Origin of the sequence: Microtetraspora malaysiensis (genome assembly GCF_050947145.1) — a bacterium.
Lineage (GTDB): Bacteria > Actinomycetota > Actinomycetes > Streptosporangiales > Streptosporangiaceae > Microtetraspora_A > Microtetraspora_A malaysiensis.
The window spans coordinates 1-26,095 of sequence record NZ_CP191999.1; the positions used below are offsets into that span (position 1 = coordinate 1).

32 protein-coding genes are annotated in these 26,095 nt (G+C 68.0%); 29 read left to right on the forward strand and 3 right to left on the reverse strand.

Annotated elements, in window-relative coordinates; all coding sequences use genetic code 11:
* From ACQP1V_RS42650 to ACQP1V_RS42750, 21 genes are all read left to right on the forward strand, one after another.
* Positions 1 to 486, forward strand: coding sequence for a hypothetical protein (locus tag ACQP1V_RS42650; protein ID WP_433426325.1), 486 nt, complete (start codon positions 1 to 3; stop codon positions 484 to 486).
* Positions 483 to 1,757 carry a PBSX family phage terminase large subunit gene (locus tag ACQP1V_RS42655; RefSeq protein ID WP_433426327.1) on the forward strand — a complete coding sequence of 425 codons (1,275 nt, stop codon included), beginning with the start codon at positions 483 to 485 and terminating at the stop codon, positions 1,755 to 1,757. Before ACQP1V_RS42650 ends, ACQP1V_RS42655 begins: the two co-directional genes overlap by 4 nt.
* Before the next feature lie 146 nt (positions 1,758 to 1,903).
* Positions 1,904 to 2,164, forward strand: a complete 261-nt coding sequence (locus tag ACQP1V_RS42660) for a hypothetical protein (RefSeq protein ID WP_433426329.1) — start codon at positions 1,904 to 1,906, stop codon at positions 2,162 to 2,164.
* A complete protein-coding gene (locus ACQP1V_RS42665) occupies positions 2,164 to 2,328 on the forward strand; it encodes a hypothetical protein (protein ID WP_433426331.1) in 165 nt (54 codons plus the stop codon). Before ACQP1V_RS42660 ends, ACQP1V_RS42665 begins: the two co-directional genes overlap by 1 nt.
* A gap of 33 nt (positions 2,329 to 2,361) precedes the next feature.
* Positions 2,362 to 3,927 carry a phage portal protein gene (locus ACQP1V_RS42670; RefSeq protein WP_433426333.1) on the forward strand — a complete coding sequence of 522 codons (1,566 nt, stop codon included), beginning with the start codon at positions 2,362 to 2,364 and terminating at the stop codon, positions 3,925 to 3,927.
* Positions 3,927 to 5,897, forward strand: a complete 1,971-nt coding sequence (locus ACQP1V_RS42675) for a phage minor capsid protein (protein ID WP_433426335.1) — start codon at positions 3,927 to 3,929, stop codon at positions 5,895 to 5,897. The genes ACQP1V_RS42670 and ACQP1V_RS42675 overlap by 1 nt, the downstream gene beginning before the upstream one ends.
* Complete coding sequence (locus ACQP1V_RS42680) at positions 5,894 to 6,076, forward strand: Rmf/CrpP fold protein (RefSeq protein ID WP_433426336.1); 183 nt, start codon at positions 5,894 to 5,896, stop codon at positions 6,074 to 6,076. The genes ACQP1V_RS42675 and ACQP1V_RS42680 overlap by 4 nt, the downstream gene beginning before the upstream one ends.
* Before the next feature lie 33 nt (positions 6,077 to 6,109).
* Positions 6,110 to 6,610, forward strand: coding sequence for a hypothetical protein (locus ACQP1V_RS42685; protein ID WP_433426338.1), 501 nt, complete (start codon positions 6,110 to 6,112; stop codon positions 6,608 to 6,610).
* Positions 6,611 to 6,662: 52 nt separating this feature from the next.
* Positions 6,663 to 7,523: a hypothetical protein gene (locus tag ACQP1V_RS42690; RefSeq protein ID WP_433426340.1), complete on the forward strand. Its 861-nt coding sequence runs from the start codon at positions 6,663 to 6,665 to the stop codon at positions 7,521 to 7,523.
* A 49-nt stretch (positions 7,524 to 7,572) separates the two neighbouring features.
* Positions 7,573 to 8,511, forward strand: coding sequence for a P22 phage major capsid protein family protein (locus ACQP1V_RS42695; protein ID WP_433426341.1), 939 nt, complete (start codon positions 7,573 to 7,575; stop codon positions 8,509 to 8,511).
* On the forward strand, positions 8,508 to 8,813 hold the full coding sequence (locus ACQP1V_RS42700; RefSeq protein ID WP_433426343.1) for a hypothetical protein: 306 nt from the start codon (positions 8,508 to 8,510) through the stop codon (positions 8,811 to 8,813). The genes ACQP1V_RS42695 and ACQP1V_RS42700 overlap by 4 nt, the downstream gene beginning before the upstream one ends.
* Positions 8,814 to 8,835: 22 nt before the next feature.
* Complete coding sequence (locus ACQP1V_RS42705) at positions 8,836 to 9,228, forward strand: hypothetical protein (protein ID WP_433426345.1); 393 nt, start codon at positions 8,836 to 8,838, stop codon at positions 9,226 to 9,228.
* Positions 9,225 to 9,536 carry a hypothetical protein gene (locus ACQP1V_RS42710; RefSeq protein WP_433426346.1) on the forward strand — a complete coding sequence of 104 codons (312 nt, stop codon included), beginning with the start codon at positions 9,225 to 9,227 and terminating at the stop codon, positions 9,534 to 9,536. The genes ACQP1V_RS42705 and ACQP1V_RS42710 overlap by 4 nt, the downstream gene beginning before the upstream one ends.
* Complete coding sequence (locus ACQP1V_RS42715; protein WP_433426348.1) at positions 9,533 to 9,886, forward strand: hypothetical protein; 354 nt, start codon at positions 9,533 to 9,535, stop codon at positions 9,884 to 9,886. The genes ACQP1V_RS42710 and ACQP1V_RS42715 overlap by 4 nt, the downstream gene beginning before the upstream one ends.
* On the forward strand, positions 9,883 to 10,332 hold the full coding sequence (locus tag ACQP1V_RS42720) for a minor capsid protein (protein WP_433426349.1): 450 nt from the start codon (positions 9,883 to 9,885) through the stop codon (positions 10,330 to 10,332). The genes ACQP1V_RS42715 and ACQP1V_RS42720 overlap by 4 nt, the downstream gene beginning before the upstream one ends.
* 76 nt (positions 10,333 to 10,408) lie before the next feature.
* Entirely contained in the window at positions 10,409 to 10,891 is a 483-nt protein-coding gene (locus ACQP1V_RS42725) for a phage tail tube protein (RefSeq protein ID WP_433426351.1), read from the forward strand.
* A complete protein-coding gene (locus tag ACQP1V_RS42730; protein ID WP_433426353.1) occupies positions 10,888 to 11,406 on the forward strand; it encodes a DUF7426 family protein in 519 nt (172 codons plus the stop codon). The genes ACQP1V_RS42725 and ACQP1V_RS42730 overlap by 4 nt, the downstream gene beginning before the upstream one ends.
* Positions 11,407 to 11,441: 35 nt before the next feature.
* The gene (locus ACQP1V_RS42735; protein ID WP_433426355.1) at positions 11,442 to 11,579 is read left to right on the forward strand and encodes a hypothetical protein; all 138 of its coding nucleotides are present in this window, start codon (positions 11,442 to 11,444) and stop codon (positions 11,577 to 11,579) included.
* The gene (locus tag ACQP1V_RS42740; RefSeq protein ID WP_433426357.1) at positions 11,576 to 11,728 is read left to right on the forward strand and encodes a hypothetical protein; all 153 of its coding nucleotides are present in this window, start codon (positions 11,576 to 11,578) and stop codon (positions 11,726 to 11,728) included. Before ACQP1V_RS42735 ends, ACQP1V_RS42740 begins: the two co-directional genes overlap by 4 nt.
* A gap of 21 nt (positions 11,729 to 11,749) precedes the next feature.
* On the forward strand, positions 11,750 to 14,272 hold the full coding sequence (locus ACQP1V_RS42745; RefSeq protein ID WP_433426358.1) for a phage tail protein: 2,523 nt from the start codon (positions 11,750 to 11,752) through the stop codon (positions 14,270 to 14,272).
* A gap of 1 nt (position 14,273) precedes the next feature.
* The gene (locus ACQP1V_RS42750; protein WP_433426361.1) at positions 14,274 to 15,143 is read left to right on the forward strand and encodes a hypothetical protein; all 870 of its coding nucleotides are present in this window, start codon (positions 14,274 to 14,276) and stop codon (positions 15,141 to 15,143) included.
* Here ACQP1V_RS42750 and ACQP1V_RS42755 read toward each other — a convergent pair.
* Positions 15,138 to 15,278, reverse strand: coding sequence for a hypothetical protein (locus ACQP1V_RS42755; RefSeq protein ID WP_433426364.1), 141 nt, complete (start codon positions 15,276 to 15,278; stop codon positions 15,138 to 15,140). The two genes, ACQP1V_RS42750 and ACQP1V_RS42755, sit on opposite strands and share 6 nt — an antisense overlap.
* Positions 15,279 to 15,356: 78 nt before the next feature.
* Positions 15,357 to 16,178: a DUF6042 family protein gene (locus ACQP1V_RS42760; RefSeq protein ID WP_433426365.1), complete on the reverse strand. Its 822-nt coding sequence runs from the start codon at positions 16,176 to 16,178 to the stop codon at positions 15,357 to 15,359.
* A 131-nt stretch (positions 16,179 to 16,309) separates the two neighbouring features.
* On the opposite strand from ACQP1V_RS42760, the gene ACQP1V_RS42765 reads away from it, so the two are divergent.
* The 8 genes from ACQP1V_RS42765 to ACQP1V_RS42800 all read left to right on the forward strand — a co-directional run bounded on the left by ACQP1V_RS42765 (position 16,310) and on the right by ACQP1V_RS42800 (position 25,014).
* Positions 16,310 to 19,036, forward strand: a complete 2,727-nt coding sequence (locus ACQP1V_RS42765) for a hypothetical protein (protein WP_433426368.1) — start codon at positions 16,310 to 16,312, stop codon at positions 19,034 to 19,036.
* Positions 19,037 to 19,046: 10 nt separating this feature from the next.
* Positions 19,047 to 19,547: a hypothetical protein gene (locus ACQP1V_RS42770; RefSeq protein ID WP_433426370.1), complete on the forward strand. Its 501-nt coding sequence runs from the start codon at positions 19,047 to 19,049 to the stop codon at positions 19,545 to 19,547.
* Entirely contained in the window at positions 19,544 to 19,717 is a 174-nt protein-coding gene (locus tag ACQP1V_RS42775; protein WP_433426373.1) for a hypothetical protein, read from the forward strand. Before ACQP1V_RS42770 ends, ACQP1V_RS42775 begins: the two co-directional genes overlap by 4 nt.
* Positions 19,695 to 22,736 (forward strand): hypothetical protein, encoded by a 3,042-nt coding sequence (locus tag ACQP1V_RS42780; RefSeq protein WP_433426376.1) that lies wholly within the window; start codon positions 19,695 to 19,697, stop codon positions 22,734 to 22,736. The genes ACQP1V_RS42775 and ACQP1V_RS42780 overlap by 23 nt, the downstream gene beginning before the upstream one ends.
* On the forward strand, positions 22,733 to 23,293 hold the full coding sequence (locus ACQP1V_RS42785) for a hypothetical protein (RefSeq protein WP_433426379.1): 561 nt from the start codon (positions 22,733 to 22,735) through the stop codon (positions 23,291 to 23,293). The genes ACQP1V_RS42780 and ACQP1V_RS42785 overlap by 4 nt, the downstream gene beginning before the upstream one ends.
* Entirely contained in the window at positions 23,293 to 23,700 is a 408-nt protein-coding gene (locus tag ACQP1V_RS42790) for a hypothetical protein (protein ID WP_433426381.1), read from the forward strand. Before ACQP1V_RS42785 ends, ACQP1V_RS42790 begins: the two co-directional genes overlap by 1 nt.
* Positions 23,690 to 24,685 carry a hypothetical protein gene (locus tag ACQP1V_RS42795; RefSeq protein ID WP_433426384.1) on the forward strand — a complete coding sequence of 332 codons (996 nt, stop codon included), beginning with the start codon at positions 23,690 to 23,692 and terminating at the stop codon, positions 24,683 to 24,685. Before ACQP1V_RS42790 ends, ACQP1V_RS42795 begins: the two co-directional genes overlap by 11 nt.
* A gap of 71 nt (positions 24,686 to 24,756) precedes the next feature.
* Entirely contained in the window at positions 24,757 to 25,014 is a 258-nt protein-coding gene (locus ACQP1V_RS42800; RefSeq protein WP_433426386.1) for a hypothetical protein, read from the forward strand.
* A gap of 112 nt (positions 25,015 to 25,126) precedes the next feature.
* Here ACQP1V_RS42800 and ACQP1V_RS42805 read toward each other — a convergent pair whose 3' ends face one another.
* Positions 25,127 to 26,011, reverse strand: a complete 885-nt coding sequence (locus ACQP1V_RS42805) for a glycosyltransferase family 2 protein (RefSeq protein ID WP_433426388.1) — start codon at positions 26,009 to 26,011, stop codon at positions 25,127 to 25,129.
* Positions 26,012 to 26,095: the final 84 nt, after the last annotated feature.

Consider the following 26,095-nt stretch of genomic DNA (forward strand, 5'->3'; position numbering starts at 1 on the left):
ATGGTTGTCAGCAAGGCACGCAAGGTTGAGATCTCCCAGCGCCGCTACCAGGCGGTGCAGATGCGCGTCGCTGGGGTGTCGCCCACGGTGATCGCCGAGCGGCTGGGCTACTCCGGCGCGGCCGCCGTGTCCAAGGACATCGACCGGGCGCTGCAGAACGCCGCGAAGCAAGAGCAGATGGCGTCGGAGCAGCTCCTGAAGCTGGAGATTGACCGGCTGGACCGGATCATGGCGTCGCTGTGGCCGAAGGTCATCAAGAGCGACGTGAACGCGTGCGAGGCCGCGCTGAAGGTGATCAACCGGCGGGCGACGCTGCTGGGCTTGGACCTGATCAACCGCAACGGTGTGGCCGACACCGACATGGCCAGCCTGTTGGGGAACCTGCTGGTGCAGCTCCAGCAGCGGCATCTGCCGCCGGACCCCGACACCGACGTCATCCTCGACGCCGAGGTCATCAACGAGATCGGTGCGGGGGACGAGGGGTGAGCCTCGGCGTTGTCGCTCTGTCGCCGAAGCAGGAACGCAGCATCGCCGAGTCCACCGCCCGACTGAACATCTGGTCGGGGGCAATCCGCTCCGGCAAGACCATCGCCAGCCTCCTGCGCTGGCTGATCTACGTCGCGAACGCGCCCCGCGGCGGCTCGCTGGTGATCGTCGGCAAGACCGCCGACACCATCGCGAGAAACGTCTTCGACCCGCTGATGGACCCGGCGATCACCGGGCCGGTGTCCAAGCGCATCCTGTTCACGCGAGGCGCCCCGACCGCGAACATCCTCGGCCGCCGCGTCGAGATCATCAGCTCGAACGACGCCCGGTCGGAGAACCGCCTGCGCGGCATGACCTGCGCGGGCGCGTACGTGGACGAGGCGACGCTGATCGAGCGGGAGTTCTGGGACCAGCTCCTCGCCCGCCTGTCCGTCAAGGGTGCGAAGCTGTTTTGCACCACCAACCCCGACGCGCCGAACCACTGGCTGAAGCGGCAGTTCCTCGACCGTGCCCACGAGCTCGACCTGAAGCACTGGCACTTCACGCTCGACGACAACACCGCCTTGGACCCGGACTACGTGGCCTCGCTCAAGAAGGAGTACACGGGCCTCTGGTACAAGCGGTTCATCCTCGGGCAATGGGTCATGGCCGAAGGCGCGATCTACGACCAGTGGGACCCGGACCTGATGGTCGTCGACACGCTCCCACCGATCGAGCGGTGGCTGTCGGTAGGCGTCGACTACGGGACCGTCAACCCGTTCGACGCGATCCTCGTAGGCGTGTCCGTGCCGGATGAGCAGCGGAAACGCCGCATCTACCTGGCGAGCGAGTTCCGGTACGACTCCCGCAAGGAGAGGCGGCAGCTCACCGACGCCGAGTACTCGTCGAAGCTGACGGACTGGCTGGACAACATCCCCGACACCTACGGCCCCGGCACCCGCGGGATTCGGCCACAGTGGCTGATCGTGGACCCGTCCGCCGCGTCCTTCATCACGCAGCTTCACCGGGACGGCTACACCCCGGCGATGGGCAACAACTCCGTCATTGACGGCATCCGGACCGTGTCCAACCTGATCTCGGGTGACCAGCTCCGCGTGCACCGGTCGGTGTCGGGCTGGCTGGACGAGGTCGGCTCCTACGCCTGGGACGACCGCAAGGCCGAGCACGGCGACGACGCCCCGGTCAAGGTCGATGACCACGCGCTGGACGCCGCCCGGTACGCGCTCCACACAACTCAGGCGGTATGGGCTCCGATGCTCGAAGCTGCCTGACCAGACGCACATATCCCGCCGTGTGGGGCGGTGGGGATGTGCCTGCTCCGCACGTCCTCGCGTGCGTCGAGCCGACACGGTCCCGGCCCTCGTAGTTGAGGGGCCACGCGGGCCGGGACCGTGCCCGTGATCTGACAGGAGAACATGTGATCAAGACCCCCTTCACCGGCGAGATCCTCCGCTACCGGGGCAAGCAGGGCCTGCACGCGGTCCGGGCCGCGATCGTCACCGCCGACGTGTCCACGCTCGACCCGGATGGCGTCAAGGTCGGCGCGGTGCCGCCGCTCGACTCTCCGCATCACGTCCACCTGTGGGTGTTCACCCCCGGAGCGGTCGGCGGGTTCCACGAATTCAACGTCGGCCCTGGTTACGGGCCCGGCTGCTGGCACCGGATGGACCCTGCCTGATGGAGCACCAGACCGTCACCGCCGCACAGGCCGCTGCCCGAGCAGCCGAAGTGCTGGAGCGGGCCGATTGCGAGCCGAACCCGCACATGGTCGAGGCGAAAGTGCGGATCGCCGACGGCTGGACCGAACTCGCTACGGCCTTGGCCGAGATGGAGCAGGCGTGACCTGCCAGATGGATGGAGGAAGGAGGGCGTCCGATGCCGCTGCCCGACCGTAATCAGGAATGGCCACCGCCCGCCGTCCGCCAAGAGATGCGGCTGTACAGCCAGTGGGGCGCCTGGTACTCCGGCTCGCCGGAGCGACTGGGCGAGGTGTACGGCGGTAACCAGGTGATGCCTCGGATCGGCATGGACCCGAAGGGCTGGGATAAGCCGGTCCAGTACGCCTCCGGCCTGGCAGGCAAGGTGGCCCGCTGGTTCTGGGGTACACCGACGCCGCTCGGGCAGGCCAAGATCTCGAAGCTGCACATCCCGATCGCGTCGGACATCAGCGCCACCTCGGCGGACCTGCTCTTCAGCGAGCCTCCGACGCTGAAGGTGCCTGGCAAGAAGGGCCAGGCCCGTCTGGACGCGGTCCTGCACGAGGCCGGCGTGTACGGCACGCTGCTCGAGGGCGCCGAACTCGACTCGGCGTACGGCGGTGTCTACCTGCGGGTCGGCTGGGACACCACCATGTGTGAGCACCCGGTGGTGGACGCGCTGCCGCCGGACGCCGCCGTGCCCGAATTCCACGGCGGCCGGCTCAAGGCGGTCACGTTCTGGCGGGTCGTGCATGAGGACGACGGCCAGGTGTGGCGACACCTGGAGAAGCACGAGCGTGGCCGGGTCTACCACGGCTTGTACCTGGGGGATGACGACCATCTCGGCCGGGCAGTGCCGCTGCAGGACCACCCGGCGACGGCTGAGTACGCCGAGCTGGTCGACGCGGACGGCGGATTCGACTCCGGATACGACCGCGGGCTGCTCGTCCACTACGTCCCGAACATGCGGCCGCACCGCACGCTCAGGGGGACGGCATCCGGCCGCAGCGACTACGCGGGCGTCGAGGGACTGATGGATGCCCTGGACGAGACATGGACGTCGTGGATGCGGGACCTGCGACTGGCCAAGGCCAGGATCATCGTCCCGGACGTCTACCTCAGCAACAACGGCCGCGGCCAGGGCAGCATGTGGGACCCAGACCGGGAGATCTACACCGGACTGGCGATGCTTCCCCCGCCGGGTGGCGGCAACAACATGATCACCCTGTCGCAGTTCAACATCCGCGTCGCCGAGCACACCGAGACCGCCAAGGCTCTCTTCAGCCAGATCGTCCGGGGCGCCGGCTACAGCGTGCAGTCCTTCGGTGAAAGCTCCGAGGGCGGGCAGGCCCGGACCGCGACCGAGATCCACATGCAGCGGCACCGGTCCTACTCCACCCGCGGCCGGAAGATCGGCTACTGGACGCCAGCGCTGGCGTGGCTGGCGGAGGCGATGCTGTCGGTCGATCACGCGATCTTCGGGACGAAGGTCGTCGCTGACCGGGCACAGGTCGAGTGGCCGGACGGCGTCATGCCCGACCCCGAGTCGCTGTCCCGCACGCTGGACATGCTGAACCGGGCGCAGACCGTGTCGCTGGACACGAAGATTCGCATGCTGCACCCCGACTGGGATGACGTGCAGGTCCGGCAGGAGAAGGAACGGCTCCGTGACGAGCTCGGCCTGAACGTGCCTGACCCGGCCGCGCTGGACGAGACGTTCATCCCCGCCGCCGGCGATGAGTGATGGCCACCTCTCCGGCTGAGAGGGCAGCGGAAAACCTGGCGCAGGCGCGGCTGGTGGCGGCGGTGTACGCCGACGCCGAGCAGGCGCTGTTCACGCGGATCGCGGCCCGGATCGCTGAGGGCCTGGACGAGGACGACGCCGGACGGTGGGAGACGAAACGCCTGTCGGAGGTGACGCAGCTCCGGCAGGAGGCCGAGCGGATCGTCCGCCGTCTGGACTCGGTGGCGAAGAAGGCCGCCGAGCGTGCAGTGCTCAAGTCGTGGGCGTCGGGGATGGACGCCGCGGTGGTCGGCGCGGTCCTCAGCGTTCACGACGCCAAGGTGCGTAAGCAGGTGGAGCGGGTGCTGCGGGACGCCCAGAAGATCGGCTCATCCAGCCTGATCAACCCTGGCCAGGGCGTTGCGGAGCTTGCCGCGCAGACGACGCGGATCATCTCGTCGGTCCACGTCGGGGCGTTGCGTGCCGTGCAGGACATCTACCGGCAGGTGATCGCGGAGACCGCGGGCCGCTCGCTGGTGGGCGCGGAAACACTGCGGGACGCCGCGCAGCGTGCGCTCGACAAGTTCACCGCGGGTGGCATCACCGGGTTCGTCGACTCGGTAGGCCGGACGTGGGGGATGGCCGAGTACGTCGAGATGGCGATGCGGACCGCGACCCACCGCGCAGCGGTCGACGGGCATCTGTCCTCGCTGCGGGACGCGGGCATGGACCTGGTGATGGTGTCGCGGAAGCCGTGGACGTGTAGTCGGTGCTCCCGCTGGGAGGGGCAGATCCTTTCGATCTCGGGCCCGACCGGGACCCGCGTCGAGCAGAACCCAGCGACCGGCGTGCAAGTGTTTGTCGAGGTCGCGGGGACGGTTGCGGAGGCCCGGCTGGCGGGTCTGATGCATCCGAACTGCAGCCACAGCCTGAACGCCTACCTGCCCGGCGTGTCCAGGCCGGCGCCGGTCGTGCACACGGAAGCGACGTACGAGGACACCCAGCGGCAGCGGTACCTGGAGCGGAAGATCCGCGACGCCAAACGCCGCTCGGCGGTCGCTTTGGGCGACGAGACGCGACGTAAGGCCGAGGACAAGGTCGCCGACTACCAGCGGCAGCTCAAGGAGCACACCAAAGCGACGGGGCTGCGGCGCGAGACCGGACGGGAACGTGTCGACGTCCCGCCGAAGGACCTGTCCAAGCTCACCGATGAGGAGATTGGCGAGCAGGCCACCAAGCACGCCGCCGACAAGCAGGTGATGGCGCGGCTCACGCAGGAGATGGAGCGGCGCGACACCGAGGAGAAGGCCGCGCGGAAGGCCGCTGGGCCTGCGGCGGCGGATGACCCGATCCGCGCGCTGTCGGAGATCGACGACATGAACGACCTGACGGACGACCACCTGACGGCGTTGATGGAGCGGTACCGCGACGACGAGCACGGTATGGCTCAGGTGCTCGACCAGCTCGACCGGATCGAGCAGCAGACCCGCCAGCGCGAGCAGTGGTCGTGGAACTGGCGTGAGGAGGAGACCGACGACGACCGGCGGATCTCCGACCTGGTCGCGTCGGGCCGCTACTCCTATATGCAGGCGTACGCCGAGGTGCACGGGCTGGATCCGGCCGACCTGGACCGGGCCGAGCGTCGGGCGCTGCTGGAGTCCGAGCGTCGTCCTGGCGAGGACGTCGACCAGGCGGTGCGCCGCCTGTACGCGCAGTGGCTTGACCAGGTGTACGACAGCGCGGAGGGCGCCACGAACGGCAACCTCCTGACTCCGGAGGCCAAGGCGGCGGGTGTCAACGACCGGTCGCTGTTCTCCGGCCCCGCCGCGCGGGCCAGGAAGTACGCCTCGGAGGAGCTGCTGCGCTGGTGGGCTGACAACCAGCGGCTGACGTTGACGGAGTTCCGGGCGGCTTGGCTGGGCCGAGACTCCGACGTGAAGGCCGCGGCCTACATCCGTGCGGGCGGCGCCGGGAGGGAGTTCGGCGTATGAGCGTCTCGAATGTCGACCGGCGGGCCGCGATCACGTTCGGCCGGCTGGCGGGGGAGCGGGGCATGTCGGTGACGGCGTGTCCGTACTCGGCGTCCGGTGATGGTCGTGCGAAAGCATTGCGGCTGGTGTGGATGCGCTCCTACCTACGGCACCGGCCGGTAGCGGGTTCTGGCCGGTGAGTCCGGCAGTGCACACATCGAAGGGGCATCGCCATGCAAGCTGGTTACCTTAGCGACGTTCAGACCGCGCCGTGGTGGGCGGCGAACGCCACGCTCCCAGCAGGGAACAACGCGCGTACATGGGCCTTCTATATCGACATCCCGGCGGACTACAGCTTCTCCAACCTCTATTTCATAGTGTCGGCGGGGAGCTCGGCGCGCGGGGTCTTTCAGGCGGCGCTGTACGACAGGGACAACCCCCACCTTCCGGTCGCAGCGACCCCCCGCGACTCGAAGGTGCTCACCTTTACAGGTCTTCAGGGATTGCCGTTCGACGCACCGGTACCTGCTAGATCCACACCATGGACTGCAACCGTCGCGTTTCTCATGCATGACGCGGCTGACACGGCTCTGGTCGGCGCTCAGTCCGACATGCTGGCGGACACGTCGTTGCCTGGCCTGTCCTTCTACAGCGGTCAGGACTTCCTGCCGATCCATTTCGATCTGGTGGGCTTCACGGGCGACGTGCGGGTGCCGATCGTAGCCCTGTCCTAACACCACCTCGACGACTTCCCCATGGGGCCTGCCAGGCGCGGGCCCCTTTCCCATGTCCGACGACACGCTCCAGGAGGGCGATCTCGTCATGCTCGAAAACACAACGCTGCCGACGACGCCAGGCGCGATCCTCGGCTACCGCCGGAACGGTCAGCCGATCCGTCTCATCGCGGGTGGTGCTCCGGAGCCTGGTGAAGGTGAAGGTCAGCCGCAGGACACTCCTCCGGCCGAGATCACGCCGCCGACCGACCCCGAGCCCGCCACGGAGCAGGAGCCGGTCAACCCGAACGCGCGTCGGGTGGATGAGCTGCCCAACTGGGCTCAGAAGCTCATCAAGGACGCCCGCACCGAGGCTGCGGACTTCCGCACCCGGCTGAAGGACGCGCAGAAGGCCGCCGACGAGGCGACCGCGAGCCAGGGGCCGTCGCAGGACGAGATCACCCAGCAGGTCAAGACGGACTTCGCCGCGCAGATCGCGAAGGCGCTCGGCCTGGTGGCTGAGGAGGAGAAGCCGCTGGACCCGCAGCAGGTGATCGAGCAGCTCACCAGCGAGCGGGACACCACGGCGAAGGAACGGGACTCCGAGAAGGGCCGGCACCGGCAGGCCCTGATCGAGCTGGCGGTTCACCGCGGCTCGACGAAGGCGGGCGCTGACCCGGACGCGCTGCTCGACAGCAGGTCCTTCCTGAAGGTTGTCCGGGAGCTCGACCCGGACGACAAGGAGTTCTCGGCCGCGATCGTCGAGGCGATCCAGCTCGCGGTTGAGAACAACCCCAAGTACCGCGCGGCCGCCCAGGCGGGGCCGCCTGCACGCTCGGGGGGTGAGTTCACCGGCGGGCCTGGTGGACGTGACCCGAACACCGAGCCGTCCATCGACGACTTCCGCAAGCAGCGCAAGAAGAAGCCGTCTTGATGGCCGATAGCGATCCCGCTGTCGGCAACCGATTCAAGGAGTAGGCCCGATGGCTAACAACTTCCTCACCCCGTCGATCATCGCCAAGCAGGCGCTCGCGAACCTGTACGAGACGACGGTGATGTCCCAGCTCGTCCACCGCGACTACGAGCAGGAGTTCGTGTCCCGCGTGGGCGACACGATCACCATCCGCAAGCCCGCGGTGTTCACCGCCAAGGAGTTCAACCGGACCAACGGCATCGAGATCCAGAACGCCGAGGAAGGGTCGATCCCGGTCACGCTGAACCACTTCGCCGACGTCAGCTTCGCCGTGACCTCGGAGGAGCTGACGCTGGAGATCCAGGACTTCAACACGCAGCTCCTCGCCCCCGCGATGGAGGCCATCAGCCAGAAGATCGACCGGGACATCCTGTCCCTGCGTAACGACGTCGTCCAGCGCGTCGGCACGGCGGGCGTGGCGATCACGGGCGTGACCGGCAAGTGCATCCACGACCACGACAAGCCGCAGGTCGCGATCGACGCCCGGCGCGTCCTCAACCAGCGGAGCGTGCCGAGCAACGACCGGTACCTGGTGGTCGGCCCGGAGATCGAGGCGCTGTGGCTGTCGGACCCGCTGTTCCACCAGGCCGACACCCGTGGCGACACGGACGGTCTGCGTGAGGCGAACCTGGGTCGAAGGGTGTTCGGACACGAGGCCTATCAGACCCAGAACATCCACGGCCCGACCGGCACACCGACGACCGGCCAGCCGAGCAGCGAGATCGGCGTCGCCTTCCACAAGACGGCGTTTGCCCTGGTCACGAGGCCGCTCGTGTTGCCGCAGGGCGCCGCGAACGCCGCCGTGGAGTCCTACCGCGGCTTTGGCGTCAGGGTGGTCATGGACTACGACATCAGCAAGAAGCAGGACATCGTCAGCATCGACACGCTGTACGGCGTGAAGACGCTCGACGCGAACCGGGCCTGCCTCATCCACGGGGTCGCGAAGTGACCTTCGTCTACCGCAACGACAACACCGGGCAGGAGGTCACGGTCGAGGACCGTGACCCCTGCCTGGACATGCTGGACAACTGGCGGATCGTCAGCGGCCCCGCCCTCGAGGAGGAGGGGCCGCCGCTCGACCCGGGCCAGGCACTGGCCGGGCTGGTCCGCCCGTCCGAGCACGACAACAAGGCCGCGTGGATCGCCTACGCGGTCGCGCGTGGCATGTCCGAGTCCGACGCCAAGGCGCTGTCCAAGGCGTCGCTTGTCGAGGAGCTCGGGGAGGACGACGATGACGAGGATGCCGACTGACTCGGCAGACGGTGGGTGAGCGATGACGTACGCGACCAGCGCTGACTACATCGCCTACACCGGGCAGGACCCGGCGCCTGCGGACATCGAGCGGCGGCTGGAGCGGGCGTCGGAGCGGGTCGACGAGCTGCTGATGACGGCCGTCTACCCGGTCGATGACGCGGGGATGCCGACTGAGCCGGGGCACGTGGACGCGATGAAGCGCGCCACGTGCGCGCAGGCGGCGTGGACGAACGCGGTTGGCGACGAGTTCGGCGTCGCCAGCGCGTTCAAAACGGTGTCGATCGGGTCGGTACGGCTGGACCGCGGCGGGTCAACCGATGGCCCGCCGGCGCGATACGCGCCGGACGCGTCGATGATCCTTCAGCGTGCTGGGCTGCTGCCTGGCTACGTGATCGACGGGAGGATGTGGTGACTCTCCCGGCCTGGCTGATGCGGCACACCGCCGTGATCGAGCCGTTCGAGGGTGACGGCGCGTACGGCGCGGTCTACGGCGACCCGGTGACGGCGCGGTGCCTGGTCGACGACGAGCGGCGGATGGTGCGGGACGCTCAAGGCACCGAGGTCGTCTCCGACACCACGGTGTTCTTCCCGCCCGGCACGGTCTGCCCCGAGGGCAGCCGGGTCACGGTCAACGGCCGCACGACCACCGTCATCACCTCGTTCTCGCGGGATGGCGGTGGTCTGCCGACCCCGGATCACGTTGAGGTGGTGTGCCGATGACTCATGTCGAATACAACTCGAAGGTCAACCCCGAGCGGCTGTCGCTGGAGGCACGCCGGGCCGCTGCTCGTGGCCTGAAGCACGCCACCGAGCATGTGCTGGGCGTATCCAACTCGCGGGTGCCGCACCGGATGGGCAAGTTGGAGGACTCGGGCGCGGCCGTCGTGGACGACGCACGTCTGGTCGGCATCGTCTCCTACGACACCGTGTACGCGGTCGCCCAGCACGAGAACCTCGACTGGAAGCATATTCCGGGCCGTACGGCGAAGTATCTGGAGCTGGCGGTCCGCGAAGAGGCCGAGGTGGTCAAGCTGCTGATCGCCGCCAAGCTTCGCGAGGTGTTCAAGTGAGCGCCTGGACTCGGGACCTGCTCACCGGGTTCGCGGTGCTGCTCGCCGAGCACGACGTCGGCACGTGGATCCCGTCCGGCAAGTATGGCGAAGACCAGATCGCTATCACCATCGGGGGTCTGCCTGCCAAACCCGACACCGCGATCACGCTCGCGGTCTACGGCGTCGGCCAGGCCGGCGACGACGTCGAGCAGGCCGACTCCAGCGTCCAGCTCCAGGCCCGGATGCGGGCCAAGACCGATCCGCGTGTGGTGGACGACCTCGCTGACGGCGTGTTCGACGTGATCCACGGCCTGGCCAGCGTGCGGCTTTCGACTGGTGTGCTGGTGCTGCTCGCGCGGCGCACGCTGGTTGCGCCGCTCGGCCGGGACACGTCCGGCCGGTGGGAGCGGGCCGACTCCTACGACCTGATGGTTCACCGGCCGTCGCCGAACCGCGACCTCTGACCTGCCTCTTCTTCTCTCGCCGCCAGCGGAACCGCTGTCGGCTTTCCAGCATGCGCCAAATCAAAAGGAGACGATCATGGGGCTGCGTTCCCTGCTCGCCAAGGACTGGAAGTTGGACGTCAACACCGGGCCCGTTGAGACGCCGGTGTGGACGCCGGTGAAGGGCCTCACGAGCTTCAAGGAGACCACCGACGACAGCACCGAGGACGACGGCGACTTCGACGACGAAGAGGGCTGGGGCTCCGAGGTCGTCACCGAGCGCAAGTGGAAGATCGAGGCCGAGGGCCGCCGGAAGCGGACCGACGCCGCGACGTTCACGCCCGACCTGGGCCAGGAGGCGATCCGCAAGGCGGCCCGCAAGGTCGGGTTCGGCGCGAACATCCTGGTCCGCTGGTACCGGCGGGACGGCGCGCCGGACGCCTACGAGGGCACCTGCACCGTTTCGGACTTCGCTAAGGGCGGCTCCACCACGGACCTGGAGCCGTTCAGCTTCAGCCTGAACGGGCAGGGCGCTCCGAAGGAGATCACCAACCCGATCACGGATGAGGAGACCCCGTGACCGAGATTCGTGACCTCGACGAGTTTTTCGACGACACATTCAAGCTGCCGGTCGGCGGCAAGACGTACGTCATCCCGGCTCCGGACGCCGAGACCGGCCTGCTGTGCCAGCGGCTCATGCACGCCGGTCTCGACGCCAACGCCGGCCGTGAGGTGAACAGCGACGGCATCAACGACCTGGCTTCGGCTGTCCTCGACGACGACCAGGAGCGCGACCTGTATCAGCGCATCCTCGGGCCCGTCTACGACGAACTGTTCGCTGACGGGGTGTCGTGGCCGCGTATCCAGCACGTCGGCATGACCGCGCTGGTGTGGGTCGCGGCTGGCCGTGAACCGGCGATCAAGTACTGGGAGTCCGGTGGCGCGGGGGAAGCCCCGGCCCCGAACCGGGCGACGCGTCGAGCGACAGCGGCGGCGGCGAAGTCGACCCGGTCTCGGGGATCCGCGACTACTACGACCCGGGCGACGGCCTCTCGGTCGAAGAAGGCCGCCACATCGCGTGGAAAGACCTCCTGACGCGTTGGCTGCTGATCGAGGCCGATTTCCATGAGGTGTACGGGCTCGACCTGGACGAGCCCGGCCTGATGCGGTCACGGTCCTGGCGGTGGCTGCGGACCCGCCTGTTCGGGCTGCTCACCTGTGATTCGCGGATCGCTCGCGCGCTCGACCCTGGCGAGGACAAGCCGTGAGGCCGCGCCTGTTGGACGCCTTTTGCGGCGTCGATGGCGCGGCCCGCGGCTACCAGGAGGCGGGGTTCGAGGTCGTCGATCCCCCGGCTTACACGCGCTGGCTCGGCATGGCCGTGCTCGCGCAGCTCCCCTCGCTCCCTTCCACCTGACCACCCACGGGAGGTGACCGAGTGGCGCTCCACGTCGGTGAGCTGTTCGCCACGATCGATCTGCGAGACCGGCTGTCCATGGCTTTGCGCAAGGCCATGAACAACCTGAAGGACTCCGCTGGCAGCTTCAGCAGCCACGTGGGCAGCATGGCCGCGTCGGCGACGGCCATGGGTGCCAAGTTCACCGCTGTCGCGCTCGCCGCTTCAACGCTCGCGTCGGCGCTGGCCGTCTCGGCACAGGGCGTGATCGCCTTAGCTGCTTCGCTCGCTCCAGCCGGCGGGATCGTGGCCGCGCTGCCTGGGGTGCTTACCCTCGGCGCGGCCGCGCTCGGCACCTTCAAGCTGGCCGTATCTGGTGTGGGCGACGCCTTCGCGGCTGCCATGTCCGGCGACCTCGATGAGTTCTTCAAGAAGAGCGAGGGGATGGCGGCCGCCGTAGGGAGCGTCGCCTTCGAGCTGTTCCAGATGTCCCCGGCGTTCCTGGGCCTTAAGGACAGCGTCCAGAGCGCCATGTTCACGCCGCTGATCGGCCAGATGTGGAGCCTGCTGCCCCTCATTGTCACCCTCCGGGATGGCATGGCGTCCGTCGCGGCGGAGTTCGGCCAGGGTGCTCTGAAGCTCGTCGAGTTCGGGCGGTCCAGCGAAACCGTCGCTGCCGTCGCGTCGATCTTCGGGTCGTTGCGGTCGGCAGTCGAGTCGATGCTGCCCGCGATCCAGCCGCTCCTTGCCGGGTTCCGCGACATCGCTGTGGTCGGCGGTGAGTTTTCCGCCGGGCTTGCACCTGGCATCGCGTCGGCGACGGCACGGTTCGGTGAGTGGCTGTCCAAGGCCGCCGAGTCGGGTCAGGCGATGTCGTGGATGCAGGGCGCCATGGACGTGTTCCGGCAGCTCGGCAGCCTCGTCGCGAACCTCGTCGGGATCATCGGTGGCATCTTCACCGCGGTGCGGACGGGCGGGTCGGACGCGCTCGGTGTGCTCGGGACCCTGGTCGGCAAGTTCAACGAGTTCGTGAACTCGGCGAAGGGCCAGGAGATCCTGGTCACGATCTTCCAGTCGCTGCAGCAGGTCGGCAACGCCCTGTTCCCGATCTTCGAGGCGCTGGGTGGCGCTATCGCGCTGATCGCGCCGCACATCGCGAACATCGCGACCGCTCTCGGGCCTGGACTTGCCGCCGCGGTGAACGCTCTCGGCCCTGCCCTTGCTGCGCTCGGGCCTGGCCTGACCTTGGTCGCGGAAATGCTGTCGAAGGCGTTCGCGTCGCCGGAGCTCGCGGCGGGGCTGCTGGCCATCGGCAAGGGCTTCAGCGACATACTCACCGCTGTCGCTCCGCTGCTGCCGCCGATCGCGCAGCTTGCGGGGATGCTGGCGTCAACGCTGGCGCCGATCCTGGCGCAGATCGTGCAGGTCGTCGCGGAGGCCCTGAAGCCGGTCCTGACCGCGCTTGGGCCGGTCATCGAGACGATGGGAGCTGCCTTCGGGCAGCTTGTGGCGGCGCTGATGCCGCTGCTCCCGCCGATTGCTCAGCTTGTCACCCAGCTCGCGACCGCGCTGCTGCCGATCGTCGGGCCGCTGGTCGGCATCGTGGCGGAACTGGCGTCCACCCTGGGCGGGTTCCTCGTGCAGGCCCTCCAGTTGGTCCTGCAAGCCATCGCGCCGATCCTGCCGGTTCTGGGTGAGGTTGTCGTGGCGATCGGCACGGCTTTGATGCAGGCGCTGCAGCAGATGATGCCGAGCCTGCTTAAGCTGCTCGACGCTTTGCTGCTGCTCCTCCCGGCGATCATGCCGCTGATCCCAGCGCTGGGTGAAGTGGTTGTGGCGATCATGCCGCTGATCGGCATCGTCGTTGATCTGGTGGCCACGATCGCGTCGAAGCTGATTCCGATCATCGCCGAGGTCATCGGGTGGATCGTCAAGCTCGCCGCGTTCATCATCGAGCACATCGCCAAGGCTCTCGGCTGGCTGGTCGACCATCTGTCCGGCCTGGCGTCCGATTTCAAAGAGTGGTTCGGGAAGGCCGCCGACGCCGCGACGCAGGTCTTCAACGACCTGGTGGCGTGGGTGCGAGACCTGCCCGGCAGGATCCTCAACTCCCTGGGCAATCTCGGGAACCTGCTCTACAACGCAGGCCGGGACCTGCTGTACGGCCTGTGGAACGGCCTGATGTCCGTGGCGAACTGGCTACGCGACAGCGTGCTGAACTTCTTCCGCAGCGTCTTGCCGGACTGGGTAAGAAGCGCTCTCAACATCAACTCGCCGAGCAAGGTGTTCGCGGAGATCGGCCGGTACACGATGCTCGGCATGCGTGAGGGCCTGCTGGACGGCACTCCGCAGGTGCTGTCCACGATGGCCGGGATCGCCGGGCAGCTCAGCCAGTCGTTCGCGCCGGACCTGTCGGTTCCGGGGATGACCGTCCCGGACAAGCTCGCCGGCGGCGGCTGGGCGCGGACGGTCGTGAACGTCACCAACCACTATCCGGTCGCTGAGCCCACCAGCACGACCGTCAACCGCTCGCTCCAGTACACGGGCGCTCTGGGGGTGATCTGACGTGCCGAGCTACTTCCTGGACGGGGTTCCGCTTACCCACCCGGCCGGCTGCTGGCGGGCGAAGGTGGGCACGCAGCGCAGGCCGGTGCCCGGCGCGAGAGCCGTGAAGGTCACCGTGCCGGGCAGGCACGGTGACCTGCCTGTTGTGGGCCTGGACCTGGAGTCCACGATGTTCGGCATCAAGGTGGCCGTGTACGGCGTCACTCCCTCGGGGGAGGACGGCGGCTACGAGCAGATGGAGCACAACCTGGAGGCCCTGGGCGCGCTGTTCGGGGTGCGGCATCGGCTCATGACCTTGAAGTACGTGGCGGGGTCGATCGTCCGCGTCGCTGACGTGACGATCACCTCGGCGGTAGAGCCAGACATCAACGTCGGCGCGGCCATCGCGCGGTTCACCGTGCCGGTCGAGGTGCCCGGCGTGCTGTGGCGGGACGAGTTGCCGTCGACCTGGAGCGGGTCCGCGAACGCTGCCGACCAGGCGGTGACGACGCTCGCGGGCAGCACTGGGCCGATCACTGATGCGCTGCTGAGGCTCACCGGCCCAGCGGTCAACCCGGCGGTCACGGACGTGGCCACCGGGTTGACGGTGTTCCGGCCGGGCGGGCTGCTCGCCGGCGAGCGTCTGCTGATCGACTGCGGGCAGATGCGCGCCGCGAAGGTCACCACGGACACGTGGGACCTGGACGCGGGATCGGACGTGACGGGCGAGGTGGACGCGACCGGTCCGGGTTCGGCGTGGCGGTGGCTGCACCTGACGCCAGCGGTGGCCGTGGGCGATCCGTGGTCGCGGCCGGTGCTGGTCGCCAGCTCGGCGACGTCCACCGACACCTCGTCGAAGCTGGAGATCCGGGCACGACGCGCCTTCCTATGAGCGGATACGCCGCGACTTCGCCGCGGCGTCGGTGAGCTGCGCTGCGAGGTCGTCGGCGTCGTCTGGCTCGATGTCGAGCGGCCAGACGGCCGGGATGAGGATGATGCGGCCGAGGCGCGTCACGGTGACACTCATCGGCCCTGATTGGGATGCGATCACTATGGGGTCAATTGTGGCCGATCGCGGACTGCTGTACGCCCACGGTCGGCGGGCTCACGTTGTTGAGCGCTTGACGCGCACGTGGATGCGGGTATTGAGGAACTTCTCCCAGTCCACTCGCAGCTTGAACACCTTGTACCGCTCAATGCGGGAGATATCGAGGGTGGCGCTGAAGTCACCTTGGGCGATGAGATGCAGGATCGCTTCGCGGACCGTTTCTGCGTCCATGGCGGTCTTCTTCGACAGCTTTTCCAGGCTGCTGACGATCTCGTCGTGCTGCGCGCCGTTCGGCTCGAACAGCTCGATGATCGTGCCTGCCGGTCCTTCGTGGAGGTGCTGCCATCTAATCCGGTCCTCCTCCTCTGCCTCTTCCTCAGTGAGGGGGAAGACCTCACCAGGCAGAGGCGGTGTGAGGTTGAGGCTGTAGCGGGTCACGCTGTCATCTGTGTGAGCCAGGATGAGCTGGCAGGCCACCAGGTAGTCGAACAGGTCTCGGTAGGTGCGGATCTGGCGTACGCCAAGGTGCCTGGCTGATTCATCGATGCGGCTCTTCACCTGCTCACGGTTGGCTGCTTCCTCAGCGTTGACTGTCGCGGCATCGGCGTCGTCGTCATCGTCACCCCAGGTCTCGCGCAGCTCCGCGAGCCGCTCGTCGGTGAGCTCCTCCAACGGTTCCCACGCTTCGGTTTCCCAGCCGCGATCCTCGATGAGACGACTGGCGAAGGACAACTCGGCGGTCAGCTCCTCAAATGTGAGCGGGTGCTCCGCATTGGTCGAGGCGAACTGCCCCAGAAGGACAACGCCCGAGGCGGGCATCCAGCGTGACCAGCCCTGGCCGAACACAACCGAGCCGAATGTTTCCAGGGAGAACGACATGGTGGTTTTCTCGCCTTCGAGTGATGGGGTCGGGGAATCTCCAGTGTCGCGTCATCTCCTTCCGAGTTCGTAATTTCGGCTGTCACTAGGGCAAATCGGGAAAATGCCCCAATAGCGACTCGGGGGTGGACGTGTATGACCTTCGTCTGATCGTCTACTCCCCCAACGGCCCGAGACGGGGAGTGCTGCCGTATCCGCTGAGCACCGAGGCCGGCTGGCCGCTCGACGACGTCCCGAGCCTGAAGCTGTCTTACAGCACGGCGGCTGCTCGTGCGAGCCTGCTCGAATCGCCGTGTGAGGTCGCGGTCGAGTGGTCAGACGACGGGCTGACCTGGACTGAGGAGCCCGACTCGCGGTTCCTGCGGATCGTCCGCCGCGGCGACGGCACCGACGTGACGGGACTGGTCCGGTATGAGCTGCCCGGTTACGTGTGGCAGCTCAAGAAGGTCGTGCTCTACCCGGGGACGGCTCCGCTGGTCGACGGCAAGCGGGCCTTCCTGTCCGCGACTCCGGGCGAGATCATGCAGACCTACCTCGCGGAGGCCAAGGCCCGCGGGTCGGTGCCGGGCCTCTCCTGGGACTTCACGCCGACACACGACAGCGCCGGTAGGCCATGGTCGAAGATCCTCACGATCTACTACGCGCCGGGCCTTGACGCGCTCACCTGCCTGATCAACCTGGCCGAGCAGGCTGTGCTCGACTTCCGCACGTCAGGGCGGACGCTCCAGCTGTACAACCCCGACACCGTACTTGAGCGAGACCTGGCCACCGGCCCGGCACCGGTCGCACTGCGGTACGGCCGGGATGTCGTCGAAGCCCCCGACGAGTCGACGTTGGAAGACGTCGCCTCCTCGGTGCTCGTCGTCGGCGACGCCGGGCTCGTCAAGACGTTCACCAACCCCGCCGCAGTGCAGCCGTGGGGGCCGTGGGAGACCTACGTCGGTCACGGCGGCGTCTCCGACGAGGGCACAGCGACGATCCTCGCGCAGTCCACTCTGGACCGCGCGGCCGTCGAGCGGGTGCAGCGGACACGCGGCATCACCGTGTACGGGGCGCGGCGGCTGCCGTGGCGGGACTACCGGCCCGGTGACCGGGTGCTCGCGCCTGGCGCTGGCGGCCGGCTGGAGTCGCTGCGGGTGCGGCAGATCACGCTGGCGCGTAGCGACCGGGGCGTGGTCGGCGGCTCGGTTGTCCTGAATGACCGGTTCTTGGAGAAGACTCTCCGGCTCGCGCGCCGTACCGCGGGGATCGTCGGTGGTTCGACGGCGGATGGCGGGTCTGGTGCGCGTCCCGCTCCGGAAGCTCCGGAGCCGCGTACTCCGGCCGCTCCGGCGGGCCTGATCGTCGATCCGCAGGCGTATATCGACACGGCGGGGGTCGCGCAGGGGCAGGTGACCGCGACGTGGGGCGCGGTGATCGTCGACGTGTCGGGGGTCGCGCTGACGGTCGGCGGCTACGAGCTGTTCATGCGCGTCAACGAGGTCGGCGCGCCCTGGCTGTTGGTCGCGACGACGGAGCCAAGCGACACCTCGGCGACCTACAGTCCGCTGCCGGTGGGCGCCGAGTTCGCGTTCAAAGTCCGGGCGGTCAACCTCGGGAAGCGCGGCCCGTTCTCGGCGGCGTACGCGGTGACGATCCCCGATGACGTGGAGGCGCCGCCGGTGCCGTCGGCTCCTCAGCTCGCGACCCGGCTGGGGCAGGTCCGCGTGGCGTGGGACGGGCTCGGCGCGGCCGGCGAGGTGATGCCGCCGGACTACGCGCGGACGCTGGTCTGGATGCAGGACCCGCTCGCTCCGGGCTGGGTGTACGTCGGGTACCTGGAGTCGGCCGGGGCGGTCGTCGTTCCGGGCCTGCCGTACGGCAAGGACCGGCAGTTCCGGCTCACCAGCGTTGACCGGTCGGGGAATCAGTCGGCTCCGTCGACCTCGGCGACGATCGCGACGGTGCCGCTCGTGCAGGGCGACGCCGGGCAGGAGTCCATCACCACCGGCAACCTCGTGGCGAACGCTGTCACGGCGGACAAGCTGGCCGTGGGCGCTGTCGAGGCCGGACACATCGCGGCCGCCGCGGTCACCGCTGGCAAGTTGGAGGCGGTGCTCACGCTCGCGACGCGGATCGTCGCTGGCGCCGCGGCGGGTGCGCGGGTGGAGCTCAACTCCTCGGGCCTGGTCGCGTACAACGCCTCCGGTGCGCAGACGGTGCAGATCGCGGCGGCATCCGGTGCGGTGTCGATCGTCGGTCAGCTCTCCTCGGGGATGGTCGGCAACCGGGTTGTGATCAACCCGGCGGGGGCGGCCAACCCGGAGATCCGCTTCTACCCGAGCAGCGGCGGCAACTACTCGTCCATGTACTCCGACGCCTCCCGTAACCCGGGGCAGGCGACGCTGATGACGGTGTCGGGGACCAACACGGCGGGCAACGCCGCAGCATGGGTCATCCACGCCGCTGAGCTGTACTCGGCAGGCATCTACACGGTGCCCGGCGGCAGCAACAACGGCGGCCTGCTGGAGCTGACCAACACGGTGTCCAAGGTCGGGCACGTCACCGGCACGACGGTGCAGGAGTTCGACTTCAGCGCGGTGGCCACGAAGCATTTCGGCCGCTGGTCATGGTCGGGTTCTCGGGCCGGCCTGGTGATGGCGGCGGTCGCGGTCACGGCGACCAACAACGCGGTGTTCACCCTCGGGGAGGTCCTGATCTCCACGCCGCTGTGCGTGGCTGGGGTCAGCATCAACGCGCCGGACTCGAACTTCGCCGCGGCGGGCATCTTCCGGCGCTCCACGGTGGAGGTCACCGTGGTCGCCGTCCCAAATCAGACCGTGACCGGCACGTTCATGCTGTGGGCCTGGCAAATGTGAGGAGTGCCGCGTGGCGGTGCAGGAATGGGTGGTCACCTCGGTTGAGGACACCTGCGATGTCTCTGGGCGGGTGCCTCTGTGGGTGATCACGTACCAGGTGCCGGAGGACGTCATGCCCGGCGGCCGGCTGGTGAAGTACGTCCCGAAGATCGCGATCGAGAACAGGGCGGTCGTGTACGGCCTGTCCAGCGTGGACGAGGCCTTGGACGTGCTGCTGTACGAGTCGGCGCTGTCGGTGCATCAGGCCGACGCGGCGATGGGCTCGCCGATGCTGATGGACGCCGTCTCGGCTCGGGACATGATCCGCGAGCAGATCGACACCTGCCGTGAGCAGTGGGTGAACGTCAGCATCGCCCAGGAGGGCACCGGCAGTGGCCGGAAGGCTCGCACGCTGGTTGCGAGTGATGTGTGTCAGAAGATCCGCGACGCCGTCCGTATCGACCCGGTTGTGGTCGCGGCGGCACGTCTGGAGATGTCGCGGGAGCTGTTGCGGGAGGGGAACGCTTCGTGAATCAGGGCCAGGGCGTGAACGTCGATTGGGAGCAGGTCGTGGCCGCGCTGCGCCGCCGGATCGACGGCCTGGTGTACGAGAACGCGCTGCTGTCGGCAGCGGTGGACCAGCAGCAGGCGCGCATCAATGAGCTGGGCGGGGGCGGCAGTGCAGGTGATCATTCCGGGTGAGACTCAGCGGTTCGGGCTGCGGCTCGTCGCCTATGCACCGAACGGGCCCCGGCGGGGGCCGCTGCAGCCGTTGGAGTATGAGGCTGCTTGGCCGCTCGACGATGTGCCAGCGCTGAAGGTCAGCTACACCGCGCACGTGCCCGGCGCTGGGCTGCTGGCCGTGCCGTGTGAGGTTGCCGTCGAAGTCTGGGATGGCACAGCGTGGGCCGAGCCGCCCGACTCGCGGTTCCTGCGGATCGTCCGTGACGGGAACGAGTCCGACCCGACCAGTGCCCGCTCGTATGAGCTGCCGGGGTATGCGTGGATGGCGCGCAAGCTCGTGCTGTACCCGCCGGCCAGCGTTGACGCCTTGGTCGACGGCAAGCGGCCGTTCTTGTCCGCGACTCCCGGCCAGATCTTGCAGACGTGGCTGGCTGAGGGGCGTGCGCGGGGTGCGGTGCCGGGCTTCGGCTGGGACTTCACGACGACCCACGACAGCAACGGTGCCCCGTGGGCGAAGATCATCACGATCTATTACGAGCCCGGCATGGACCTGCTCACCTGCCTGATCAACTTGTCCGAGCAGGGCATGGTCGACTGGCAGATGCAGGGCAGGACGTTGCGCGTGTTCAACGCCGACACCGTGCTGGCGCGCGACCTCGCGTCCGGGACTGCACCGGTCGATCTCAAGTTCGGTAGGGATGTCGTCGAGGCGCCCACGAAGGGAACCTTGGAGGACGCCGCTTCTGCAGTGCTCGTCGTCGGTGATGAGGGCATGCGACTGGAGCTGACCAACCCGGGGGCCACTGCGCCGTGGGGGCGGTGGGAGCAGTACATCGGCCAGGGCGGTGTAAGCGATCCGGGGACGGCGACGCTGCTCGCGCAGTCCGCGCTTGAGAGGGCGGGCCGTGAGCGGGTTCAGGTCACCCGCGGCATCACCCCGCAGGCGGCGCGGTGGCTGCCGTGGCGCGATTACCGGCCGGGTGATCAGATTCTCGCGCCGTCCGATCACGGGGCGATGGAGTCGCTACGGGTCCGGCAGGTCACCCTGACCATGGGCAGGGACGGCATCGCCGGGAACCTCGTCTTAAATGATCGTTTTCTGGAAAGAGAGATCCGGCAGTCCCGCCGTACGGCGGGGATCGTCGGCGGTTCGACCGCTGACGGCGGGTCCGGTGCCCGGCCAGCTCCGGAGTCGCCGACTGCGCGTGTGCCCGCGGCGCCGCAAGGGCTGATCGTTGACGCGCAAGCCTACGTCGACATGGCGGGGTTCCCGCAGGGCCTAGCGGTCGCGACGTGGGGCGCGGTGATCACGGACGTGGGCGGGGTCGCCGTCGACACGGACGGATACGAGCTGTTCGTGCGGGTGAACGAGTTCGGCGCGCCGTGGTTCATGGTGGTGGCGACGGACCGGTCGGACACGTCGGCGACGGTTTCGCCGCTGGTGGTCGGCGGTGAGTACGCCTTCAAGGTGCGGGCCACGTGCAGAGGCGTCAAGGGCGAGTTCTCGGCCGTGGTCGCCGTGACGATCCCCGATGATGTGACGCCGCCGCCGGTGCCGACCGCTCCGACGTTGTCCACGAGGCTCGGGCAGATCTACGTCACGTGGGACGGGCTCGGCGAGGGCGATGTCCCGATGCCGTCCGACTTCCGCGCGGTCCGCGTGTGGATGCAGGACCCGCTCGCGCCGGGCGGCCAGGTCGTGGGCTATCTGGACGCGGCGGGGTCGGTGGTGGTGCCGCACCAGCCGTACGGCGCGGATCGCGAGTTCTGGTTCACCAGCGTGGACCGGTCGGGGAACGAGTCGGGTGAGTCGGTGCATGCCTTCGTGGCCACCGCGTCGCTGGTGGACACAGACGTGATCGGCGAGATCATCGACGGTGCCGAGAACATCATCGACGGGACGATCCCGGGTGATGCGAAGATCACCGCGAACTCGATTACCGGCAGGCTGATCCGCGCGTTGGAGATCCAGGCTGGGCACATCCAGTCGAACGCGATCACCGCCGACAAGATCGACGTTGGCGCGGTCCGGGCCAGCCACATCGCGGTGGACGCGGTCGAGGCCCGGCACATCAAGGCCGGCGCGGTCACGGCGAGCAAGATCTCCGCAGATGCCGTCCAGGCGGGGAACATCGCGGCTGGCGCGATCGACGGCATGGTCATCACCGGCGCGACGGTCCGCACGAGCTCGTCGGGTGCGCGGGTGGAGCTCAACTCTGGCGGGATCGGCGCATGGAGCGCAGGCAACGTCCAGACGGTTTCTATTGCCGGGGCGAACGGCACGTTCTTCCTGCGGTCGGGTTCGTCGGGTGCGCGGGTGGAGCTGGACACCACCGGGCTGCGGGCCTACAACGCCGGTGGGACGCAGACGGTGGCGATCACGGCTGGCGATGGCTCTGTGGCGATCATCGGGCAGGCGTCGTCGGGTACTGGCGGAAACCGGATGGTGCTCAACCCGGCGGGGTCGTCGTACCCGGAGATCCGCTTTTACGGCAGTAACGGGTCGACGTACGCGGCGATCCGTGGTCCGGCGACGGTGAGTGCGGAGCCGGAAATCACCCTCGGGGGTGCGGTTGGCGCGAATGGGCGTACGCCGACGCTGCTGCTGGGGTCCGGGTTCTCCGATTGGTCGATCACGGGCGGGTCGATTCCAGAGGCGAGGATCCGGCTGTGGGGCGGCGGTGACGTGGATATCAACGGCACCACGCTGAATCTCCGGACCACGAACTCGGCGGCCCGGTTGAATCTCACGACGAACGGCTGGGTGGACTTCTTCGGGAAGATGGGGGCGCCGGGCGCGTCCGGCGCGGTTGGGCGCGGCAACGTTACCTTCAGCGGATCCAACGTGGTCGGGGGGTCAGTCGGCTACGGCTACACGTTCACGGGCGGCGATGCTTTCGTTGTCGGCAATGTCTTCTACATGTGGGATGTGCTGCCGTCCAGCCTCAGAGGGCGTAACAACGGTGGTTTCAGTTTCGAGATGACCAAGGCTGCAGGCAGTCTGTTCGACTTCTCATTTTGGGTGTGGAAGCAATGACCGAAGTGATCGAGCGGGAAATCGTCGACGCCTTCACGGGCGTGCACAACGATGGCGTGGCGCGCTGGACGGTGATGACGCGCAACCCTGACGGGACGCTTCACGCCTACCTGCTGCCCGCGTGCACGTTCGACAACCTGGTGGCGGAGTACGGGTTCGACGCTGGTGACATCGACACGCTGCTGAAGGTGGCGATGCTGCAGCTGCATATCCCCGCGCCTGAGCTGCGAAGCAACGCCGCCATCGATGCGGCGGCCGCTGCGGGGTTCATGCGGCTGGGACGGCCGGTGACGCTCGGCAACTCCGACTCCACAGGGCAGGCCAGGCAGGCGCACATGGAGCGCATCCGCTGGGTGGAGGAGAACCTCGTCCGGATCGTCGATCCGCAGCCGGGCCAAGCGATGCGGGTTCAAGCGCTGGGCCGCGGAGTTCAGGCTGAGGCCAGTGTCGATCCGTATGAGCGGCTGAGTCAGCTCAAGGGCACTTACCTGCCTGATCCGGAGCAGATCGAGGAGCGCCGGGAGGAGCTTCGTCAGGCGCTCGGGCGGGAGGTGTGATGGCAACGGAGACGGTCCTCGCTGCCGCAGGTGTCATTTCGATCTTGGCGAACGCTGCGGGTGGCATCTACATCCTGGTGGTGAAGCCAGGCAAGAAGATCCGGGAGTTCACTGAGAGAGCCGGTGATTTCTTGGAGGACTGGGCCGGTGTTGATGGCCGGCCTGGCGTGCCGGGCCGACCTGGGGTGATGGTGCGGCTCGCGACGATCGAGGAGCAGTTGCACCCGAACCATGGTGGGTCGCTGCGGGATGTGGTGGATCGGGTGGAGCGCGGCCAGCGCCGCGTCGAGGACACTTTGGCGGCGCATCTGGCTGAGCATCGGGTCATCGCGAGCGTGGCCCGCCATCTGCCCGACCCGGACGAACAGCGTGAGCAACACGAGACGGGGGGCTCCCATGGCGATTGACCTCGTGACTCGCGGCCAGTGGGGTGCTCGCGACGCGAAAGGCGCCCACACTTACCTCGCGTCCACCAAGGGTGTGAAGGTCCACTACACCGGCGGCCGCGAGGACCCGCGCATGGTGGACGACCATGATCTGTGTGTAGCGCGGGTGCGTGCCATCCAGCGGCAGCACATGGACTCCAACGGCTGGATGGACATCGGGTACAGCCTGTGCGTTTGTGCCCATCGGAAGGTGTTCGTCGGCCGAGGCCCGCACAACCTGCCCGCCGCCAACGGAGCCGGCCTCAATTCGGGCCATTACGCCGTGCTCGGCCTGGTCGGTAACTCCGGCCTGGTGGTGCCGCCGCCGGGGATGCTGCATGGCATCGTGGACGCGATCGAGTACCTCCGCGCGCACGGCGGCGCCGGGGCGGAGATCAAGGGCCACCGCGACGGCTATTCGACGTCCTGCCCTGGTGAGCAGCTCTACCAGTGGGTGAAGCGGGGTGCGCCCCGCCCTGGCGGTGGGACTGCTGCCAAGCCTGCCCCGGTCAAGGAGGAGAAAGACGAGATGCCTGGGATCGTGTCGCTCGGCCTGGCCAAGATGGTTACCGTCCCTGCGGGCCTGGACTACCAGCCGTGGTGGACGCAGGAGTGGCAGGACACCGACAAGGTCCACCCGGACGGCGGGCAGTCCATCGCTCCGACCTCGGGTATGTGGGCCGATGTGACGGCGCATGTCGCACTGTCGGGGTTCGCGCCGGACGAGCCGGTCCAGGTCGGGCTGACCCGTCACAAGGCGGACGGCGCGCTGGTGGACATCGCATGGCCGATCGGCCGGCTGATGACGGTCCACGCCGACGCGTCCGGCCGTGTCGACCACACGTTCAGCGGCCTGTGCAAGGCGGGACCAGATCAGCGGGTCCGTGTGATGATCCGGCACAACGCTTCGGGTGTGGTCACCCTGGAGACGTCGTCGGCGTTCAAGGCGGTCCTGCACCGCGTCTGACCCGTTCTGCTGGCCTTTCCCATGTCTGCCCGGCCTTTGGTGCCGGGTTTCGTTGTTTCCGAGGAGAGATCATGTTCCATCAGTGGATCATCAGTCTGTGGCGGACCCTCGTGCCCAAGGTCGTCGGTGGCGGTCTGGGCTGGCTCGCCCTGCACGACATCCAGATCGCCGACCTGACCGAGGGTCAGATCGCGTTCGGCGCGACCGTGTTCGGCGCGGGCCTGTACTACGGCCTCGCGCGGGCGGCCGAGCAGCACTGGCCGGTCCTTGGTGTGCTGCTCGGCTCGACCAAGCAGCCCAGCTACGAGACGAAGACCAGCAACGAGTAGCCGCTGGCTGAAACGGGGACGCCCCGCTCCTCCTTCGCGGAGGAGCGGGGCGCCTTTTCGCGTTCCGGACCCTGGCTCAGTCGAAAACGAGCGCACTTTGTAGCGGGGACACTCAAACGATCGGAGGGCGACCAGCGCGGGCCAGCCGGAGAACGGTTGCCCAGGACATCGGCTTCCGCTGCCCGTGCCCGCCCTTGAGCCCCTCCGCAAGCCCGGAGAACCAGACGCCGAGATGCCTGCAGGAGCGGATCCGGGCAATACTGAGCACCGTCCAGGTCATCAGGTAGACGGGCACCAACGCCGCAGGCAACCGACGATAGGCCAACCACACCCGGTTACGGGCGACGAGACGAAAGAAGTCCGCGTGCCGGGAAGGATTAGTCGCGGGATGGTGGATGACGATGTCCGGGGCGTAATAACCGGTGCGTCCCAGGTCCCAAAGCCGCCAGCTCAGATCGATGCCTTCATGGAAGAGGAAGAAGTGACCGGGCCACCCGCCTGCCTGTTCATAGTCAGCGCGGCGTACCAGGACCACGCCCTCGGCCATAACGGTGACGGTACCTGGCCGGACAGCATCTGCAGCCCGTAGGCGTGGAACCCAGCGGCGCATCGTCACTCCCGTGTCGGGATCAGCGATACGCGGTTGGATATAGGCCGCTTCCGGATGTCGCCGCGCAACGACCACGAGTTGGGCGAGGATGTCGGGGGTAGGCAGGACGGCGTCGTTGTCGAGGAAGAAGACGAACTCGCCGGCGTCCGGCCCGGCGAGGGCATCAGCGCCGACGTTCCGGCCTGCGGGGATGCCCTCGTTGACGGCCAAGACCACGGCACGGGCCCCGGCTGGTACGTAATCGGGTTCGACGCCATTGCCGACGATGACCACACGAAGCTCGACGTCCTGCTGGGCGAGGAGGGATTCCATCGCCCGTTTGAACGGCTCGGGCCGGTCGTTCATGGTGAGGACCACCACGTCGATGGTGGCCTTCGGGTTGGTCATCGTGTCTCCCGGATGGGTGGAGCGCTGGGCGTGTCACCTGATGGGGGACGAGCAGGGTGCCCGGATATGCGTCGTTCCCGTCGT

What these genes read in the sequence shown, in the direction of transcription:
- ACQP1V_RS42795 (WP_433426384.1), top strand. Translation starts at nt 23,690, where the DNA reads ATGGCGATTGACCTCGTGACTCGCGGCCAGTGGGGTGCTCGCGACGCG.
- ACQP1V_RS42695 (WP_433426341.1), top strand. Translation starts at nt 7,573, where the DNA reads ATGGCTAACAACTTCCTCACCCCGTCGATCATCGCCAAGCAGGCGCTC.
- ACQP1V_RS42705 (WP_433426345.1), top strand. Translation starts at nt 8,836, where the DNA reads ATGACGTACGCGACCAGCGCTGACTACATCGCCTACACCGGGCAGGAC.
- ACQP1V_RS42760 (WP_433426365.1), bottom strand. Translation starts at nt 16,178, where the DNA reads ATGTCGTTCTCCCTGGAAACATTCGGCTCGGTTGTGTTCGGCCAGGGC.
- ACQP1V_RS42680 (WP_433426336.1), top strand. Translation starts at nt 5,894, where the DNA reads ATGAGCGTCTCGAATGTCGACCGGCGGGCCGCGATCACGTTCGGCCGG.
- ACQP1V_RS42690 (WP_433426340.1), top strand. Translation starts at nt 6,663, where the DNA reads ATGTCCGACGACACGCTCCAGGAGGGCGATCTCGTCATGCTCGAAAAC.
- ACQP1V_RS42790 (WP_433426381.1), top strand. Translation starts at nt 23,293, where the DNA reads ATGGCAACGGAGACGGTCCTCGCTGCCGCAGGTGTCATTTCGATCTTG.
- ACQP1V_RS42715 (WP_433426348.1), top strand. Translation starts at nt 9,533, where the DNA reads ATGACTCATGTCGAATACAACTCGAAGGTCAACCCCGAGCGGCTGTCG.
- ACQP1V_RS42675 (WP_433426335.1), top strand. Translation starts at nt 3,927, where the DNA reads ATGGCCACCTCTCCGGCTGAGAGGGCAGCGGAAAACCTGGCGCAGGCG.
- ACQP1V_RS42785 (WP_433426379.1), top strand. Translation starts at nt 22,733, where the DNA reads ATGACCGAAGTGATCGAGCGGGAAATCGTCGACGCCTTCACGGGCGTG.
- ACQP1V_RS42800 (WP_433426386.1), top strand. Translation starts at nt 24,757, where the DNA reads ATGTTCCATCAGTGGATCATCAGTCTGTGGCGGACCCTCGTGCCCAAG.
- ACQP1V_RS42755 (WP_433426364.1), bottom strand. Translation starts at nt 15,278, where the DNA reads ATGAGTGTCACCGTGACGCGCCTCGGCCGCATCATCCTCATCCCGGCC.
- ACQP1V_RS42805 (WP_433426388.1), bottom strand. Translation starts at nt 26,011, where the DNA reads ATGACCAACCCGAAGGCCACCATCGACGTGGTGGTCCTCACCATGAAC.
- ACQP1V_RS42650 (WP_433426325.1), top strand. Translation starts at nt 1, where the DNA reads ATGGTTGTCAGCAAGGCACGCAAGGTTGAGATCTCCCAGCGCCGCTAC.
- ACQP1V_RS42685 (WP_433426338.1), top strand. Translation starts at nt 6,110, where the DNA reads ATGCAAGCTGGTTACCTTAGCGACGTTCAGACCGCGCCGTGGTGGGCG.
- ACQP1V_RS42670 (WP_433426333.1), top strand. Translation starts at nt 2,362, where the DNA reads ATGCCGCTGCCCGACCGTAATCAGGAATGGCCACCGCCCGCCGTCCGC.
- ACQP1V_RS42665 (WP_433426331.1), top strand. Translation starts at nt 2,164, where the DNA reads ATGGAGCACCAGACCGTCACCGCCGCACAGGCCGCTGCCCGAGCAGCC.
- ACQP1V_RS42725 (WP_433426351.1), top strand. Translation starts at nt 10,409, where the DNA reads ATGGGGCTGCGTTCCCTGCTCGCCAAGGACTGGAAGTTGGACGTCAAC.